The sequence below is a fragment of the Flagellimonas taeanensis genome (assembly GCF_003584105.1).
Lineage (GTDB): Bacteria > Bacteroidota > Bacteroidia > Flavobacteriales > Flavobacteriaceae > Flagellimonas > Flagellimonas taeanensis.
In genome coordinates this window covers 217,286-233,737 of sequence record NZ_QXFO01000011.1, presented here as the reverse complement: position 1 = coordinate 233,737, position 16,452 = coordinate 217,286, and the positions used below count along the sequence as shown (strand labels likewise).

18 protein-coding genes are annotated in these 16,452 nt (G+C 46.8%); 8 read left to right on the top strand and 10 right to left on the bottom strand.

The window, feature by feature from the left end:
- Position 1: 1 nt before the first annotated feature.
- Complete coding sequence (locus D2V93_RS05915) at positions 2 to 427, bottom strand: organic hydroperoxide resistance protein (protein ID WP_119618778.1); 426 nt, start codon at positions 425 to 427, stop codon at positions 2 to 4.
- 197 nt (positions 428 to 624) lie between these two features.
- Here D2V93_RS05915 and meaB point away from each other — a divergent pair, with 197 nt between their 5' ends.
- The 3 genes from meaB to D2V93_RS05900 are packed head-to-tail and all read left to right on the top strand — an operon-like array spanning position 625 to position 3,525.
- Positions 625 to 1,668, top strand: coding sequence for a methylmalonyl Co-A mutase-associated GTPase MeaB (gene meaB, locus D2V93_RS05910; RefSeq protein ID WP_119618853.1), 1,044 nt, complete (start codon positions 625 to 627; stop codon positions 1,666 to 1,668).
- Positions 1,669 to 1,703: 35 nt separating this feature from the next.
- Positions 1,704 to 2,666: a glycosyltransferase family 2 protein gene (locus D2V93_RS05905; protein WP_119618777.1), complete on the top strand. Its 963-nt coding sequence runs from the start codon at positions 1,704 to 1,706 to the stop codon at positions 2,664 to 2,666.
- Positions 2,647 to 3,525, top strand: a complete 879-nt coding sequence (locus D2V93_RS05900; RefSeq protein ID WP_119618776.1) for a lysylphosphatidylglycerol synthase transmembrane domain-containing protein — start codon at positions 2,647 to 2,649, stop codon at positions 3,523 to 3,525. The genes D2V93_RS05905 and D2V93_RS05900 overlap by 20 nt, the downstream gene beginning before the upstream one ends.
- Here the strand turns inward: D2V93_RS05900 and D2V93_RS05895 are convergent.
- The 5 genes from D2V93_RS05895 to mazG all read right to left on the bottom strand — a co-directional run bounded on the left by D2V93_RS05895 (position 3,513) and on the right by mazG (position 8,433).
- Positions 3,513 to 5,171, bottom strand: coding sequence for a glycosyltransferase family 39 protein (locus D2V93_RS05895; protein WP_119618775.1), 1,659 nt, complete (start codon positions 5,169 to 5,171; stop codon positions 3,513 to 3,515). The genes D2V93_RS05900 and D2V93_RS05895 overlap by 13 nt on opposite strands.
- The gene (locus D2V93_RS05890) at positions 5,168 to 5,737 is read right to left on the bottom strand and encodes a phosphatase PAP2 family protein (protein ID WP_119618774.1); all 570 of its coding nucleotides are present in this window, start codon (positions 5,735 to 5,737) and stop codon (positions 5,168 to 5,170) included. The genes D2V93_RS05895 and D2V93_RS05890 overlap by 4 nt, the downstream gene beginning before the upstream one ends.
- Positions 5,737 to 5,964 (bottom strand): hypothetical protein, encoded by a 228-nt coding sequence (locus D2V93_RS05885; protein ID WP_108423469.1) that lies wholly within the window; start codon positions 5,962 to 5,964, stop codon positions 5,737 to 5,739. The genes D2V93_RS05890 and D2V93_RS05885 overlap by 1 nt, the downstream gene beginning before the upstream one ends.
- Before the next feature lie 170 nt (positions 5,965 to 6,134).
- A complete protein-coding gene (locus D2V93_RS05880) occupies positions 6,135 to 7,502 on the bottom strand; it encodes an MATE family efflux transporter (RefSeq protein ID WP_119618773.1) in 1,368 nt (455 codons plus the stop codon).
- A 157-nt stretch (positions 7,503 to 7,659) separates the two neighbouring features.
- Complete coding sequence (gene mazG / locus D2V93_RS05875; RefSeq protein WP_119618772.1) at positions 7,660 to 8,433, bottom strand: nucleoside triphosphate pyrophosphohydrolase; 774 nt, start codon at positions 8,431 to 8,433, stop codon at positions 7,660 to 7,662.
- A gap of 162 nt (positions 8,434 to 8,595) precedes the next feature.
- Between mazG and D2V93_RS05870 the strand changes: the two genes are divergently transcribed.
- The 3 genes from D2V93_RS05870 to D2V93_RS05860 are packed head-to-tail and all read left to right on the top strand — an operon-like array spanning position 8,596 to position 11,728.
- The gene (locus D2V93_RS05870) at positions 8,596 to 9,471 is read left to right on the top strand and encodes an alpha/beta hydrolase (protein WP_072877402.1); all 876 of its coding nucleotides are present in this window, start codon (positions 8,596 to 8,598) and stop codon (positions 9,469 to 9,471) included.
- Between the two features lie 24 nt (positions 9,472 to 9,495).
- Positions 9,496 to 10,140 (top strand): GDSL-type esterase/lipase family protein, encoded by a 645-nt coding sequence (locus D2V93_RS05865; RefSeq protein WP_119618771.1) that lies wholly within the window; start codon positions 9,496 to 9,498, stop codon positions 10,138 to 10,140.
- Between the two features lie 13 nt (positions 10,141 to 10,153).
- Positions 10,154 to 11,728 (top strand): family 20 glycosylhydrolase, encoded by a 1,575-nt coding sequence (locus tag D2V93_RS05860; protein ID WP_119618770.1) that lies wholly within the window; start codon positions 10,154 to 10,156, stop codon positions 11,726 to 11,728.
- Between the two features lie 3 nt (positions 11,729 to 11,731).
- Here D2V93_RS05860 and D2V93_RS05855 read toward each other — a convergent pair whose 3' ends face one another.
- From D2V93_RS05855 to ruvX, 3 genes are read right to left on the bottom strand one after another with little or no spacing between them, the layout of a single operon-like run.
- Positions 11,732 to 12,178, bottom strand: a complete 447-nt coding sequence (locus D2V93_RS05855) for a DUF5606 family protein (protein ID WP_119618769.1) — start codon at positions 12,176 to 12,178, stop codon at positions 11,732 to 11,734.
- 53 nt (positions 12,179 to 12,231) lie between these two features.
- The gene (def, locus tag D2V93_RS05850) at positions 12,232 to 12,822 is read right to left on the bottom strand and encodes a peptide deformylase (RefSeq protein WP_119618768.1); all 591 of its coding nucleotides are present in this window, start codon (positions 12,820 to 12,822) and stop codon (positions 12,232 to 12,234) included.
- A 4-nt stretch (positions 12,823 to 12,826) separates the two neighbouring features.
- Positions 12,827 to 13,237: a Holliday junction resolvase RuvX gene (gene ruvX / locus D2V93_RS05845; RefSeq protein WP_119618767.1), complete on the bottom strand. Its 411-nt coding sequence runs from the start codon at positions 13,235 to 13,237 to the stop codon at positions 12,827 to 12,829.
- Positions 13,238 to 13,335: 98 nt separating this feature from the next.
- On the opposite strand from ruvX, the gene D2V93_RS05840 reads away from it, so the two are divergent.
- On the top strand, positions 13,336 to 14,151 hold the full coding sequence (locus D2V93_RS05840; RefSeq protein WP_119618852.1) for a 2,3,4,5-tetrahydropyridine-2,6-dicarboxylate N-succinyltransferase: 816 nt from the start codon (positions 13,336 to 13,338) through the stop codon (positions 14,149 to 14,151).
- A gap of 5 nt (positions 14,152 to 14,156) precedes the next feature.
- On the opposite strand, the gene D2V93_RS05835 is transcribed toward D2V93_RS05840, so the two are convergent.
- Positions 14,157 to 15,197, bottom strand: coding sequence for a glycosyltransferase (locus D2V93_RS05835; protein ID WP_119618766.1), 1,041 nt, complete (start codon positions 15,195 to 15,197; stop codon positions 14,157 to 14,159).
- A 98-nt stretch (positions 15,198 to 15,295) separates the two neighbouring features.
- Between D2V93_RS05835 and glf the strand changes: the two genes are divergently transcribed.
- A complete protein-coding gene (glf, locus tag D2V93_RS05830) occupies positions 15,296 to 16,405 on the top strand; it encodes a UDP-galactopyranose mutase (protein ID WP_119618851.1) in 1,110 nt (369 codons plus the stop codon).
- Positions 16,406 to 16,452: the final 47 nt, after the last annotated feature.

Genomic DNA, 16,452 nt, shown 5'->3' with positions numbered 1-16,452 from the left:
TTTACTCGTCCAACATCAAGTTCAAGTGAACGGTAATATTGTCCCTTGTCGCCTTGCTGTACGGACAGATTTCGTGGGCGGCATTGATCAAATCCTCCCCTGTCTCTCGATCTACCGTTGGCAAATAGGCGTCCAAGGTGGCCTCCAGGAAAAATCCTTCTTCCTCTTTATTGAAGGCTATGGTAGCCGTTACGTTGAAATCTCCTAGGTCATCTATGCCCTGCTCCTTGGCCACGGCCTGCAAGGCACCGGCAAAACAGGTGGAATATGCGGCCGCGAAAAGTTCCTCGGGATTGGTGGACTTGGGATTGGGCTTGCCTTTGGCATTGGGCATGGAAATATCAAAATCCAATACGCCGTCCTCGCTCTCCACATGTCCTGCCCTACCTCCCGTATTGGTGGCCTTACTTTCAAAAATTGTCTTCATCATATCTAGTTTTAGGTTTCTGTTCCGGTTTCCTAAAGTCACCGAACATTGAGTTGAAAAGTTACCAATTTGAATTTGGAAGTTCCCTACAACAGGTATTAAATTTTTGTGAAATGGTTGTACAATGGCATCCCATCTTTTCCCCCTAACCCATAAAAACTTTATACCTTAGTGATGAATTGAACCACCATCGACCCTTGGCAAAGAAAAAGAGTACATCCGACGATACCGTGTCGAAGATAAAAACCCTCCGCAAACAGGAAATTTCCGTGGACACCCTCACCGAAGGCATCTTCAAGGGAGACAAGGCCATGTTGGCCAAGGCCATCACTTTGCTGGAAAGTACACAGCCCGCCCATTTTGAAAAAGCCAATGCCGTAGTGGAAAAATGCCTTTCAAGGCCGGTCGAGAGCATACGGTTGGGGATTACGGGCGTGCCCGGAGTGGGCAAAAGTTCGTTCATTGAAACCTTGGGCACCACACTTACGGCCCTGGGCAAAAAGGTCGCCGTACTTGCCGTGGACCCCTCAAGTTCGCTGAGCAAAGGCAGCATTTTGGGCGACAAGACCCGGATGCAGGCCCTTTCCAATGACCCCAATGCCTTTATCAGGCCCTCCCCTTCGGGAAGTTCGTTGGGCGGGGTGGCCCAAAAGACCCGTGAGAGCATCATGCTCTGCGAAGCGGCCGGATATGATGTGGTGCTCGTGGAGACCGTGGGCGTGGGCCAGAGCGAGATTGCCGTGCACAGTATGGTCGATTTCTTTTTATTGTTGAAACTATCAGGTGCCGGGGATGAGCTACAGGGCATCAAAAGGGGCATTATGGAAATGGCGGATGCCATAGTCATCAACAAGGCCGATGGCAGCAATGTGGAGAAGGCCAAACTGGCTGTTACCGAGTTTCAACGAGCCTTGCACCTGTATCCCCCAAAGCAGAACGGATGGATCCCAAAAGTGATGAAATGCTCAGCATCCGAAAACACCGGGGTTCGTGAAATCTGGGACATGGTGGAAGATTTTGCCCGCCAAAACAAGGAAAATGGTTTCTTTGAAAAAAACAGGAAAAACCAGAACAAGAATTGGTTCCTTCAGACCGTGGACGACCACCTCAAACAGTTTTTCCACCAAAAGCCTGCTTTCATCAAGGTACAAAACGAATTGCTCAAGGACATTGAACAGAACAAAGTGTCCCCTTTTTATGCGGCCAAACTCCTATTGGACAAGATTACCAAGGAACTTTAAATAAAAGCGATAAATTTGCACAGATCAAAAATGAAATGAGTACCGTCACCGATTCCCTTTTATCCATAGTGGTTCCGTTATACAATGAAGAGGACAATGTGGTCCTTCTCACCCAAAAGATTCATGAAAGCCTCGAAGGATACAACTACCAGATTGTGTATGTGGACGACTTTTCCTCAGACCAGACCCGAAAAAGGGTAAAGGATATGGATGATGACAAGGTCCATCTCATTGAACTGAAAAAGAATTACGGACAGAGCCTTGCCCTAGCTGCCGGGCTCGACTATGCGGAAGGGGAATACATCATCACCATGGACGGCGACCTTCAGAACGACCCTTCGGACATTCCGCATATGTTGGAATACGCCGTGAGCGGCGAATATGATGTGGTCACGGGCATCCGCCAAAAACGGAAGGATTCCCTCGTGAAGAAAATACCCTCCAAAATCGCCAACTTTTTGGTGAGAAGGGTGACCAAACTGGACATCAAGGACAATGGCTGTGCCCTCAAGGTATTCACCAAGGATATTGCCAAAGGACTCAACCTGTATGGGGAAATGCACCGTTTCATCACGCTTTTGGCCTTTTTGGAAGGAGGGCAGATCAAGCAGGTCCCTGTAAAGCACCATGCGCGCCATGCCGGGGTCTCCAAATATGGGTTGGAACGCGTTTTCAAAGTGGTGGCCGACATGATGTTGTTGCTCTTCATCCGGAAATATTTCCAACGTCCCATCCACCTCTTCGGAATTTTTGGGGTGTTGCTGATCATCCTCGGGATATTCATCAACATCTACCTGCTGATCGTGAAACTTGGTTTCGGCGAAGATATCGGCAGTAGACCCTTGCTCATTTTTGGAATGATGTTCATATTGGGAGGCATCCAATTGTTCACCATCGGGATTGTGATGGAACTGTTGATACGCACCTACTACGAATCCCAACAGAAACGGCCCTATCGCATCAAAAAAATTACCATAGGTGACGGAAAAGCTGCGTAAAAGGCTAATCACTGCCCTAAAAATCGTTGTAAGTGCAGCGCTGATCTACTTCATCTTTACCAAAATAGAGCTGAAGGACGTTTTGCAGACACTCCGAAAGAGTGACCTGCTTTTTCTGTTCCTTGCCCTCCTGTTTTTTGTGATTTCCAAAGTACTCTCCGCGTTCAGGCTAAACCTGTATTTTCACCAAATAGGAGCCCAACTTTCGCACACCAGCAACCTAAAATTGTATCTGCTCGGGATGTTCTATAACCTGTTCCTCCCTGGGGGAATCGGTGGAGACGCCTACAAGGGGTATATGGTCCAAAAAACCTATCAACCCGGCACCAAAAAAGTGGTTTCAAGTCTGCTGCTGGACCGGTTGAGCGGGATGCTATTGCTGTTCGTATATGCCTGCGCCCTTGCCTTACTATCGGAAAATGCATTCCTCCAATCCTTTTTCTGGCTGTTGATGGCGGCCATTCCAGCAAGTGTGGTCGTGTTTTGGTTTGTGAACAAATCGTTCTTCCCCACTACCCTCCCTGTTTTTTGGAAATCTTTTGGGTATTCGGCACTCGTGCAATTGGCACAATTGGTCTGTGCACTCTTTATTTTAAGATCATTATCGGTTACGCTGGACGCCATCGAGTATCTTTTCGTCTTTTTGATCTCATCCATTGTATCAGTAATCCCATTGACCATTGGTGGGATTGGGAGTCGGGAAGTCACTTTTCTGTATGGTGCCAAATGGTTGGGACTGGATGCGAGCACATCCATCGGTATCAGCTTCACCTTCTTTTTGATCACGGCCCTGGTTTCCTTGATGGGAATCGCGTACCATTTCAAAAAACCGGACCTGGAATCGAATCAATCCAAATGAACCAAATGCATGTGGTTGAGCTTGCCCTCACGGGTGTTCGGGTTCAGGAATTTGGCCTGTAGACGGGTAATCCGGAATTGATCTACCGTGATCTGTCCCTCCCACTGGAACCCATTTTTTTGCAGTTGCTCCAGTTCCTCGTCCGTGGCATATACCCAAATATCCTTTTTATCAGCTATTTCCGATAGTGAAGTAATCTGTACGGGCTTTTTATTGTAGAAATCCAACGACCACGAGTACCTTTCCGAAATCTTATAGATCTTGTCCACCGGAATATGGTTCTCCCTCACCTTTTCCGCCATGGTGGAGCCTCCTTGATATTCAAGCAATTTGGGATAGAAGTGGGCATTCATCAACCCATTCAGCACTACCGAGCTGAGAATAGCCACTGTCACGATCTTTGCATAGACCGTTTCTTTTTTCAAGATGAAATAGGCCACCAACACCAGTGCGGCCACCAAAAGCAAATACCCGTACCATTGTTCCAATCGGAACACATAGAAACAGACCAACAGTGCGAAGACGATCACCAATCCCAATATAAAATATTGGATGCCCAGAATCACCTTGGCCATTTTCTGTTTTTCCCGTTGATACAGCCCAAACAGGAAAGCGGCCGACATCACCGCATAGAGTGGAATCAAAATATTGATGTAATGTGGTAGTTTGAACTGCGCAAAACTGATCAGGAAGAATAGAATGGAAATGCCACCAACGGTCAGAAACTCCAATTGTGGCCGCTGGGCAAATTTGGCTTGCCAAAATGCTCTCAATTGCGTCCAATACCCCATCAATGCTAGAACGGTCCATGGCAGGAACACCCACAAGAAGGTATGGAAGAAGAAAAAGAAATCGCTGCTGTTCTTTCCAACGCCTTCCCCGCTCATCCGCTCAAAACTCTGTTCCCAAAAAATGAAGAAGATACCGCTTCGATGGTCCTTGCCCCGAATCACTTTTTCCGGGTGTAGGTCAAATTGGTGGTAATAGGCATACAGCATCGGGGAAATGGTCAACCCAAAGACCAAAAGGGCCACCAGCAATCGCCAATTGAGCAAACGTGCCCATTTTCGGGTATAGGCCAAATGGCACAAGAGGGAAATTCCAATGACCACCAAGGCTATCTGCCCCTTGGTGGAAAAGGCCATCCCTGCTCCAAAGGCACCCCATACAACACTCTGTAAAGTTCCTTTTTCAATAAAGGTCGCCAATTGCCATATCGCGAAAATGGTGAATCCGGTCAGCACGGCATCGGTACGGATATCGATAGTGGCCAGCACAATGGTCTGTGCGGTCATGAATATGAGGGAGGCCAAGCGCCCCACCTCCTTGTTATAGAGCAATTTTCCAAGTCCGTAGCAGCTGTAAGCGGCCAAAAACGTGGCCAATATGCCCGGGATGCGATAGGCCCAATCGTATATTCCAAATACTTTATAGGAAAGGGCGGCCAACCAATAGTGCATATGGGGCTTGTCCAGATACTCTTCCGGACCTTTGAAAAGGCTCAAAAAATCATTTTCTTGGACCATTCGCATGGCCATCACTGCAAATTGGGCAGAATCGTTCTCGAAAAGGGTCACAAACATCCCCACGATGTACACCAATACAATCAGGGCAATAAAGAACCAATACCGGGCCGTGGAGATCATGAGCCTATTTTTTGGAATGCAAATATAGCCAACCTTGCAAATACCCATCCGAAGAAAGACCCAATCAAAGCGCCGGTGACCACATCCAAAGGATAGTGCACGCCGATATAGATCCTACTGTAGGCGACAACACAGGCCCAAAGAACCAAGATCCAGCCTATGTATTTCACCTTATTTCGAAAAAGAACGGTGAAGAAAATAGCCGGACCGAAAGAATTGGCCGCATGGGCCGAGAAATACCCGAACTGCCCGCCGCAATAACTTTTCACCAAGCGCATCGCGGTACTGATTTCAGGGTCGTGGCAGGGCCGTAACCGGGCCAGACCATATTTGAAAAAATTGGACAACTGGTCCGTGCAAGTGATCAGCAAGGCAATGCCAACCAGTACAACAGCAGTTTTCTTCAGTCCAAAATGTTTGTAGGTAAGGTAGAGTAACAGTAGATAAAGTGGGGCAGAATTACGGGTGGTGGTCATGAACATCCAAAAACCGTCCCATGCCTCCGTTCCCAATCCGTTCAGAAACAGGAAAAGGTCTTTATCGAACTGTATGAGCTGGTCCAACATTATTCGTCGTATCTGGAGACTTCCCTATCGTAAAACGCCGTGGCCGCCTCGATAAGGCTTTCGGCCTCTTCGGCAAGCTCTGCTTCGTCCTCTTGGGAAAATTCTTCCAGCCACTCCACTTCATCATCTTCCAGATTGATGACAAATCGTGGATATTCGGTATGGACTATGAAAATGGCCGTAGGATAGTCGGTGTTATCGGCCAATAAAAATTTAGGTAGTTCCATATGCTTTTAATTTGGTCCCAAATGTGAGGAACCTTAGGTTTAAATCGCTATTATATTATTTTTTGTGCACCCTGAGCGCGTCGAGGGGTCTATCAACAACGTCTCGACTACGCTCGACGCGACAATTCCAATTCAATTTTAGCTTTTGTCATCTAGGTCGGAGCAAATATTTAGTTTGCAATCAATTTTTTCGTCAAATAGTTGAATCGAATATACAACATTACCGCCGATGCTGTTAGCCCCGATAGCAATCCGATCCAAATGCCCGTGCTACCAAAATCCGTGAACAGTCCTAGATAATAACTGATCGGAAACCCTATCAGCCAATAGGCCACAAAGGTAATGAGCGTTGGGACCCTTACATCCTGAAGGCCGCGAAGCGCCCCGAGCACCACCACTTGCAGGCCATCCGATATCTGAAAAAAGGCGGCGACCAGCAACAGCTTGGCCGCTATGATGATCACCTCTGTATTGTCCGCTTGGTTCATAAGGTCGTCCACATCCAAATAGATGGTAGGGAACCAGTGTCTCCCCATCAAGAAAAGGACGGCAAACACAATTTCCAATAGCAATGTCAGAAAAAAGATGGATTGGGCTATGCGCCTGAGTTCCCTAAAATTTTGAAGTCCCTTTTGGTTGCCCACACGCACCATGGCCGCCACGCTAAGGCCCATGCCCACCATAAAGGTCATGCTGCTCAAGTTGAGGGCAATCTGGTTGGCGGCTTGGGCATTTTTTCCCAATACCCCGCTCAGCCAAATGGCCGCCGTGAAAATGGCCACTTCAAAGAACATCTGCAACGCAGAGGGAAACCCAAGGCTGATGATTTTCTTCATCATCTTTCTTTCAATTTCCTTGAAATTGAAATGGGTCACATAAGCCTTAAACTTTTTCTTTTGTTTCAACAAAAACCAAATGAAGGCCACCATGATGACCCTGGATGCCAAAGTTCCGATGGCCGCTCCTACAATGCCCAACTTGGGAAATCCGAATGAGCCAAAAATGAGTAGGTAATTGAGGGAAATGTTGACCACATTGGCCAAAATGGTGGCAATCATGGGGTATTTGGTCTGCGACAATCCATCAGAAAACTGTTTGAATGCCTGGAACATGACCAAGGGCACCAAGGAAAAGGCCACCAACTCCAAATACGGAATGGCGAGTTCCACCACCTCGGGAGGTTGCTCCATGTGGTACAGGAGGGGCTTGCAAAGCAAAATGACCCCAAACAGGGAAAGTCCCAGTAGCGTACAGAGCACCAGACCGTGCTTGAGTGCATTCTTGCCCGCCGCTTGGTCCCCTGCCCCATCGGCCTCTGCCACCAAAGGGGTTATCGCCGTTGAAAAGCCAATGCCCAAGGACATGGCAATGAACACAAAACTGTTTCCGAGGGAAACCGCAGCCAATTCGGCCGTGCCCAATTGCCCTACCATGATGTTGTCCGCAAAGGCCACAAAAGTATGCCCCAACATCCCCAAAATAACGGGATAGGACAACTTGAGGTTATATGTGAATTCTTTGGTGTATTGCTGGAACACTTCGGTGGTTTAAAAAAGAGCGTAAAGATAGTGGGATTGGAAATTTTTTCGCCCTGAATCTGTATAACTTTTTTGCACAACCACCCCTAAAGCCCCCTCAAGGGACAATGCCTTAATGGAATTCAATGGGCCATTCTTTTATCAGGATACTATTGGCTTAAAGACTTTTTGCTTCTTCCCAAAAAACATCCATCTCCGCCAAGGTCATTTCCCGTAAGGTCTTTCCTGATTCCTTGGCCTTGCCCTCCAAATATTGGAAACGCTTGATGAATTTCTTGTTGGTGCGCTCCAGGGCATTTTCTGGATTGATCTTCAGAAAACGGGCGTAGTTTACCATGGAAAAGAGCACATCCCCGAACTCTGACTCCATCTTGTCCATGTCATTTTGCTTCACCTCATGCTGAAGCTCCGCCAATTCTTCCTTCAGTTTTTCAAAGACCTGTTCCGGATGCTCCCAGTCGAACCCCACCCCAGCCACTTTTTCCTGTATGCGGTTGGCCTTCACCAATGCAGGAAGACTGTTGGGTACTCCCTCGAGCACACTTTTCTTCCCTTCCTTCAGTTTAATGCTCTCCCAGTTCTGCTTTACCTCTTCCTCATTCTGCACCTTGACATCACCGTAAATGTGTGGATGCCTGTTGATCAATTTCTCACAAATGCCATTGGCGACGTCCGCAATGTCAAAATCATGGGTCTCGGAACCGATTTTGGCATAAAAGACGATGTGCAGTAAAAGATCACCCAATTCCTTCTTCACCTCATCAAGGTCATTGTCCAGAATGGCATCACCCAGTTCGTAGGTTTCCTCTATGGTCAGGTGGCGGAGGGTCTGCATGGTCTGCTTTTTGTCCCAAGGACATTGATCGCGCAGCTCATCCATGATGTTCAACAGTCGTTCCAATGCCTTTAGCTGCTCAGGTCTTGCGTTCATCTATAAAATTTTATTTAAAAGTACAAAGACCGTAAATAGCGTGAGTTGATTTTTTATCCATAGTTATAAAGACCGTGCATCGTAAAAACAGAAAAATGGTGTTTGCAGCATTTTTCCATAGTACAGTATTGAAAATTGTACATTTGAAAAAATACCGGTAACATGAAAACACTTTCTTCATTAGCATTTGTATGTTGTGGGCTGTTCTTGAATGCACAAGAAATTGTAAAGCTGCCCAATACTGATGAACCACCCGTAACATGGGAAACGCCTGAAAACGACTATTTTTCAACTATATGGAACACCCAAGTCGTCACCAATGTATCAGAACCAACAATGCAGGTTTTTCGGCCTAAGGAAGAAATCAATACCGGTACTGCCGTCATTGTGGCTCCGGGAGGCGGATTATTTGCCCTTAGCATCAATAGTGAGGGCAATGAGGTGGCCAAATGGTTGAATGAAAAAGGCATCACCGCCTTTGTGCTCAAATATCGATTGGTACCCACTGGGGAAGATGGTGTCGCTGAAATCGAAAATAATGCCCCAGAAGAACCTGAAAAATTCATGGAGCGTGTAAATGCCGTTCTCCCCTATTCCATAAAAGATGGCCTCAATGCCATAAAACATGTTCGTGAAAATGCGGCCAATTATGGGGTTGACCCGAATAAAATAGGCTTTATGGGTTTCTCTGCCGGAGGAGCTGTGACGGTAGGCGTTGCCTACAACTACCAAGCGGAAAGCAAACCTGATTTTTTGGTTCCCGTCTATTATTGGGCCAGTGTGATACCTCTTGAAAAGCCAAAGGAAGATGCGCCTCCCTTATTTTTGGTCTGTGCGTCGGACGACCCTTTGGACTTGGCGACTGGAACCATTGCGCTGTATTCCTCATGGCTGGAAGCCGGAAAAAGTGTGGCCCTACATATGTACAGCAAGGGCGGGCACGGTTTTGGAATGCGCAAACAGGGATTGCCATCAGATACGTGGATAGAACGTTTTTATGAATGGAGCAAAACTCAAAATCTGGTCAGTGACTATTGATCGCCATCACAAAAACAGGTCGGCATGAAAAAAATACTCATACTACTATTGTTTATTCCCGTGTTGGGATGGGCCCAAGCTCCAAATCGATTTGATGAGGAAGTCAATGAAATCAAAAAAAAGAATGATACCCTCTGGGATGTATCACGACCCGCCATAGTGTTTACGGGAAGTTCCAGCGTCAGATTATGGGAAGACCTTCAAGATAGATTTCCAGACCAACAAGTGTTGAATACCGGATTTGGTGGCTCCCAATTTTCGGATTTGGAATTGTATCTCGATGAGTTGATCCTCAGCTACGACCCGATCAAAGTCTTTATATATGAAGGGGACAATGATGTGAACGCCAAAGTAAAACTTAGGACGATCGTGGATACCTCGGAGCGCATATTGGATGTGCTCCAACAAAAAAAGCAAGGGATGGAGATTGTCCTTATTTCACCCAAACCCAGTATATCCAGATGGAAATTACGGGGCAAGTACAAACGTTTGAACAGAAAACTTGCCAGACTGGCATCAAAAACCGAGGGTGTGGAATTTGTGGATGTCTGGTACCCGATGTTGGAGAAGCGAAAACTAAAACAGGACATCTTTATTGAAGATGGACTTCATATGAACTCAAAAGGGTATGACATCTGGTACGATGTCATCAAAAATTATGTAGAATAACCAATCGATCATCATGATATACCGATCCTTAGTACTGTTCGCTGCCATCGTGTGCTTGGCCGCCTGTCAAACTGAAAAAAAAGAAATCGTATTTCCAAAAACAGATTTGACCACTGTTCCCTTGATCCCCAAACCTGTCAAGACGATCGCCACGCACAGCGCCTTTGGACTCGACAGCAACACGACCATATATACCTCAACGATTGACCCCAAATTTGAGGAGGTAGGCAAATACCTTTCCGAAAAAATAAAGGGAAAAACCGGCCTGGACATTGCCGTGAATGCTACGCCTGACGGCAAGGTCGAGCGGATGATCTACATCAACCAATCGGACAGTTTGGAACTGGAGTCGGCCGAGTCCTACCAACTCTATATCAAGAAAGATTCGATCCTTTTGAATGCCAAAACCGCAGCAGGTGCCTTTAGGGGGATACAGACCCTTAGGCAACTTATCCCACAGCAAAGCAACGACACGCTTACCGACCACCCTTTGTGGCTGATTCCGACTGGAAAAATACTGGATGCACCCAAGTTTGCCTATCGCGGGGCCATGCTCGATGTGGCTCGCCACTTCTTTACGGTGGACGAGGTAAAAAAATTCATGGACATTCTGGCCTATTACAAATACAACACGCTGCACTTGCACCTTACGGATGACCAAGGATGGCGCATCGAGATAAAATCGTGGCCAAAATTGACAGAGATCGGCGCAGCCACCGAAGTTGGCGGTGGTAAAAGCGGCTTTTTTACCCAAGAGGATTATAAAGAACTGGTGCGGTATGCAGCGGAAAGACATATCACCATTGTTCCCGAGGTGGACATGCCCGGACATACGAACGCTGCTTCGGTGAGCTATCCTTTTTTGAACGGCAATGGAAAACCTGTGAAACCCTACTCTGGGACAAAAGTAGGTTTCAGCACTTTTGACGCCCAAAAAGATACCGTTTACAGTTTTCTGGATGATGTCATCGGGGAAATAGCAGCCATCACACCTGGCCCTTATTTCCACATTGGTGGGGATGAAAGCCATGTGACCAAGAAGAAGGACTACATCCACTTTGTGGAAAAAGTGGAGAAGATAGTACAGAAACATGGCAAAAGGTCCATTGGTTGGAACGAAATTGCGCAAGCGGACATTGATTCCTCCACCGTGGTCCAACTATGGAATGAACCTGATCATGCTACAAAAGCGGCCAAAAATGGGTCCAAGATTCTCATTTCGATGGCCGGAAAGACCTATATGGACATGAAGTACGATTCCATCTCGGAATATGGATTGACCTGGGCAGGCCTTATCCCTGTGGATGTGGCCTACAATTGGCTCCCAGAAACCTTGGTGGAGGGTCTACACGTGGAGAGCATCCTTGGTATTGAGGCCCCTTTGTGGTCCGAGACCATAGACGACAGTGCCGGTATTGAATATTTGGCCTTTCCACGGGCCATTGGATATGCCGAACTGGGCTGGTCCCCAACGGAACATTGCGATTGGGAGGACTACAGAAAGCGCTTGGCGCAGCAAGTGCCCTATCTGAACGAGATGGAAATCAATTATTATCCAACAAAGTTGGTGGACTGGGCCAAGGAATAAAGTTTATTCTTCCTCGCTGGAAGCTGTTTCAGCGGGGACTTCTTCAGTTGCGTCTTCGGCCACAACAAAATCGGTGATCTTGTTATCGATCAAGATGTTGTACCATTGGATGATTTTTTTGATATCGCTGGCATACACCCTGTCCTCATCATAATTGGGGAGGATCTCGAAGAAATATTCCTCCAACTCAATTTTGTCAGCCTTGTGGTTGATGGCGGTCTTTTTGCCATCTTCCTTGTCTTTTATTTTTTGGAAGACTTCACGAAGTGGCACTTCCTCTTCCAAGGTATAAATGGCGATTTCGGAAAGTACGCTCACATTGCTCCGCAATCCCACGGTAACACGTTTGCCGTCCAATAGGGATTCGCCGACAAAGCCACTTCTGGTTTGGGTCAATAATTTGTAAAGTCCGGGCTTTCCGCCAATAGATAAAATCTTGTCAAGTGCCATTTAAAATATTTTATGCGGGCAAAAATATGGTATTATCGGAAACTGTAATTTTTTTAACGTCCTTTTTTGATATTGGGAAACCTCATCCTATAGTCCACATCGATTTTTCCTTTGGAAATCTTTTCCAATCGGCCTTTTAACAGACGTTTTTTAAGGGAAGATAGCTTGTCCGTGAACATGATGCCCTCAATGTGGTCGTATTCATGCTGGATTACCCTCGCCAACAGACCATCATAGGTCTCGGTATGTGGCTTGAAATTTTCATCCATATAGGTGATGGTGATCTCCGGTTTGCGTTTTACATCTTCCCGGATATCGGGTATACTCAGGCAACCTTCGTTAAAATCCCATTCCTTTCCGGTCTCCTCGATGATCTTGGCATTGATGAACACTTTTTTGAAGCCGTTCAATTTTTCCTGCTCTTCGGGGCTCAAATCCTCATCATCGGAAAAAGGGGTGGTGTCCACTACGAACAAACGTATGGGAAGTCCCACTTGGGGAGCCGCCAATCCAACGCCATGGGCATTGTACATGGTCTCCCACATATTGGAGATCAATTCTTCGAGTTTTGGGTATTCCACGGCAATATCACCTGCTTTTTTTCGCAGAACGGGATCACCGTATGCAACAATGGGTAAAATCATAAAACTAAAATCGGTTTAAGTAGGCCTGCAATATGAGCGTGGCACTTATTTCATCGACCAAGGCCTTGTCTTGGCGCTTTTTCTTTTTCATTCCACTGTCCAACATGGATTGTACCGCCATTTTGGAAGTGAACCTTTCATCTTGGCGCTCCACGGGATAGGTGGGGAACTTGGTCGACATTTTCTTTAAAAATTCCTGGATAAGGGCTTCGGATTCCGAGGGCGTATTGTCCATCTGTTTGGGAAGTCCCACCACGATCCGCTCTACCTGTTCCCTTTGAAAATAAGTCTCCAAAAACGGGATCAGATCTTTGGTCTCCACCGTGGTAAGCCCGGAAGCGATCAGTTGGAGCTCGTCCGTGACAGCGATTCCCGTCCTCACCTTACCATAATCCAAAGCCAAAATTCTTGCCAAGACAATTTTTTGGCAAAAATAACCCTAAAAATGTTATGGCCTTAAAAATGGGGGCAATATTCTGTGGAGGGGCGTATCTTTGCGAAAAATTTAAGAAAATGACAGAATTAAGGACGCTCATAGAAAAAGCGTGGGACAATAGAACATTGTTGGAAGAGGAAACGACCCAAACGGCCATTCGTAAGGTTATAGACCTAATCGATTTGGGCCAGTTGCGCTGTGCAGAGCCTACCGAAGAGGGATGGCAAATCAACGAGTGGGTGAAAAAAGCAGTGGTACTCTACTTCCCCATCCAAAAAATGGAGGTCCTTGAAGCTGGCATTTTTGAATATCACGATAAGATTCCACTGAAAAGAGGATACAAAGAGAAAGGCGTGCGTGTGGTGCCCCATGCGGTGGCCAGACATGGCGCGTACATTTCCAAGGGAACCATCCTTATGCCCAGCTACGTGAACATTGGTGCCTATGTGGATGAAGGTACCATGGTGGACACGTGGGCCACTGTGGGCAGTTGTGCACAGATCGGGAAGAACGTACACTTGAGCGGTGGTGTTGGCATCGGCGGGGTGTTGGAGCCCCTTCAAGCCGCCCCGGTCATCATTGAGGACAATGCCTTTATCGGTTCGCGCTGTATCGTGGTAGAAGGGGTCCGTGTGGAAAAAGAAGCCGTATTAGGAGCCAACGTGGTCCTTACCGCTTCCACCAAGATCATAGATGTGACCGGCGACGAACCTATAGAGTTGAAAGGAAGGGTGCCCGCAAGATCGGTTGTGATCCCTGGAAGCTACACCAAAAAATTCCCTGCAGGCGAATACCAAGTTCCCTGTGCCCTCATCATTGGGAAACGCAAGGAAAGTACGGACAAGAAAACATCCTTGAACAACGCCCTGAGAGAACACGACGTAGCGGTGTAACCCTACTACCCCAACTCTGCCAAGGCATTTGTAACGGCTTCCTGTAAGAAGTGGCCATTGGCAATCTTGTTTCTCATGGTGTGCACATTGGCGACCATTTGGTCGTAAGTGGCCGCATCGATTTGGGCGAGTTTTTCCGATAGTTCCTCCAAGGAGGCAATGGCAAACCCGATTTTTTCCTTTTCCACCACTTGGGCAACGGCCGCCTTGTCCCATATGATGATGGGAAGGCCCGCCAATAAGTATAGGGAGGTCTTATGCGGATTGTTGTATTGGATGTACTTGCCAAAGTCACCATCGCACTCCCTGATGGCATTTCCGTTCCATACAAGGCCAAAGTTTCCCTTCAAGTGATCCAAGACCTCATCGGGGGCAAAGACCCCTTGGTAGTGCAATGCGGAGCCTTCTTTTACTTTCTCCTTTTGAAAGCCGTTCCCATAAAGTTTCAGGGTAAAGTTCGGATGCAACTCATCCAATTGGTAGAGGAAGGCACTTTTCTCCATACCCAATCCCCCTGCAAAAACGATTTCATTTCCCTGTCCCAAAGTCTGTTCGGGCAGTTCCTGCCCATCGGCCAACAGATAATCGAAGAGGTACAAAGGAACCTTTTTTCCTTTGTAGCCCTGTTCGGCGAACCACTGCATCATCACCTGATTGTGCAGGATGAGCACATCGGCCTTGTTGAACCGCTTCATCTCCTTTCCGGCATCCTTGTTCTTGCCCATAAGTGTCTTTACATCATGAACGATCAGGATTATCTTACACCCTTTCAGTTTGGCCACGGCCACTTTGTACCCGAAAAATTTACTGAGCGGATATTGCATGCAGAGTACCGATGAAAAAGGCAACCGGACCAATCCCCAAGTGATCCCAAAAAAGCTAATGATGGCCCCAATGGCCGAGCTGGGATGGTTGCTCTGCCTGAACCCAAGGTTCTTAAATCCCGATTGGGACAGCACCTCCTCGCAATCCATTTTGGGCTTGGATGCCGCATTTCTGGAAAACTTGTAATTTCTGGAGATATAGAACCGTTTTCGGTTTTGCATTTTGATCTGTTTTTTTCAAAAATATCCTTTTTTCTTTTGTCGAATCCATAAATTGCGACCAATCGCCTTTGAATTATAAACCAAAGATCGTGGACAACATGCGTGAACCCGAATATGATTTTCTGATTGTAGGTGCTGGATTGTATGGTGCCGTTTTTGCCCATGAAGCCCATAAAAAAGGGAAAAAATGTTTGGTTATTGACAAAAGGGAACATCTTGGAGGCAACACCTATTGTGAGGATGTGGACGGCATCAACGTGCACAAGTATGGGGCCCACATTTTCCACACCAACGACAAAGCTATTTGGGACTACGTGAACAGTTTCGTCCCGTTCAACAGATACACCAACTCACCGCTGGCCAACTACAAGGGTGAACTGTACAACCTCCCGTTCAACATGAACACGTTTCGCCAATTATGGGGTATTTCCACCCCCGATGAAGCCAAGGCCATCATCGCGGAACAGACCCAGGAATACAAGGGTAGGGTCCCGTCCAATTTGGAAGAACAGGCACTTACGTTGGCGGGCAGGGACATCTACGAAAAATTGATCAAGGGTTATACCGAAAAGCAGTGGGGAAGAAAAGCAACGGAACTCCCGGCCTTTATCATCAAAAGGTTGCCCTTACGATTTACGTATGACAACAACTATTTCAACGACGATTATCAAGGCATCCCCATTGGCGGCTATAACAAATTGACCGAAGGTCTTCTTGAGGGTATTGAGTGCCGAACAAATGTGGATTTTTTCAAGGACCGAAAAAAATTGGAAAGCTTGGCCGAACAAGTGGTGTTCACAGGAAAAATTGATGAATATTTTGATTATCGCCATGGCAAGCTCGAATACCGCAGCCTTCATTTTGAGCACACTACCCTCGATCAGGACAATTATCAGGGCAATGCCGTGGTAAACTATACGGAAGCCACCATCCCCTACACCAGGATCATTGAACACAAACATTTTGAGTTTGGCAAGCAAAAGACCACGGTAATCACCAAAGAATATCCACTGGAGGCCTCTTCGGACAATGAACCTTACTATCCCATCAACGACGCCAAGAACACCGATCTGTTCAATACGTACAAAAAAATGGCAGATCAGGAGACAACGACAATTTTTGGGGGCCGATTGGCCGAGTACCGGTATTATGACATGCACCAGGTGATCGGTGCTGCACTGGCCAAAACACGGAAAATATTGTCCTGAGAACTTTCCTACATCCCAAATAAGACAAAAAATCGCACTTCTTACGC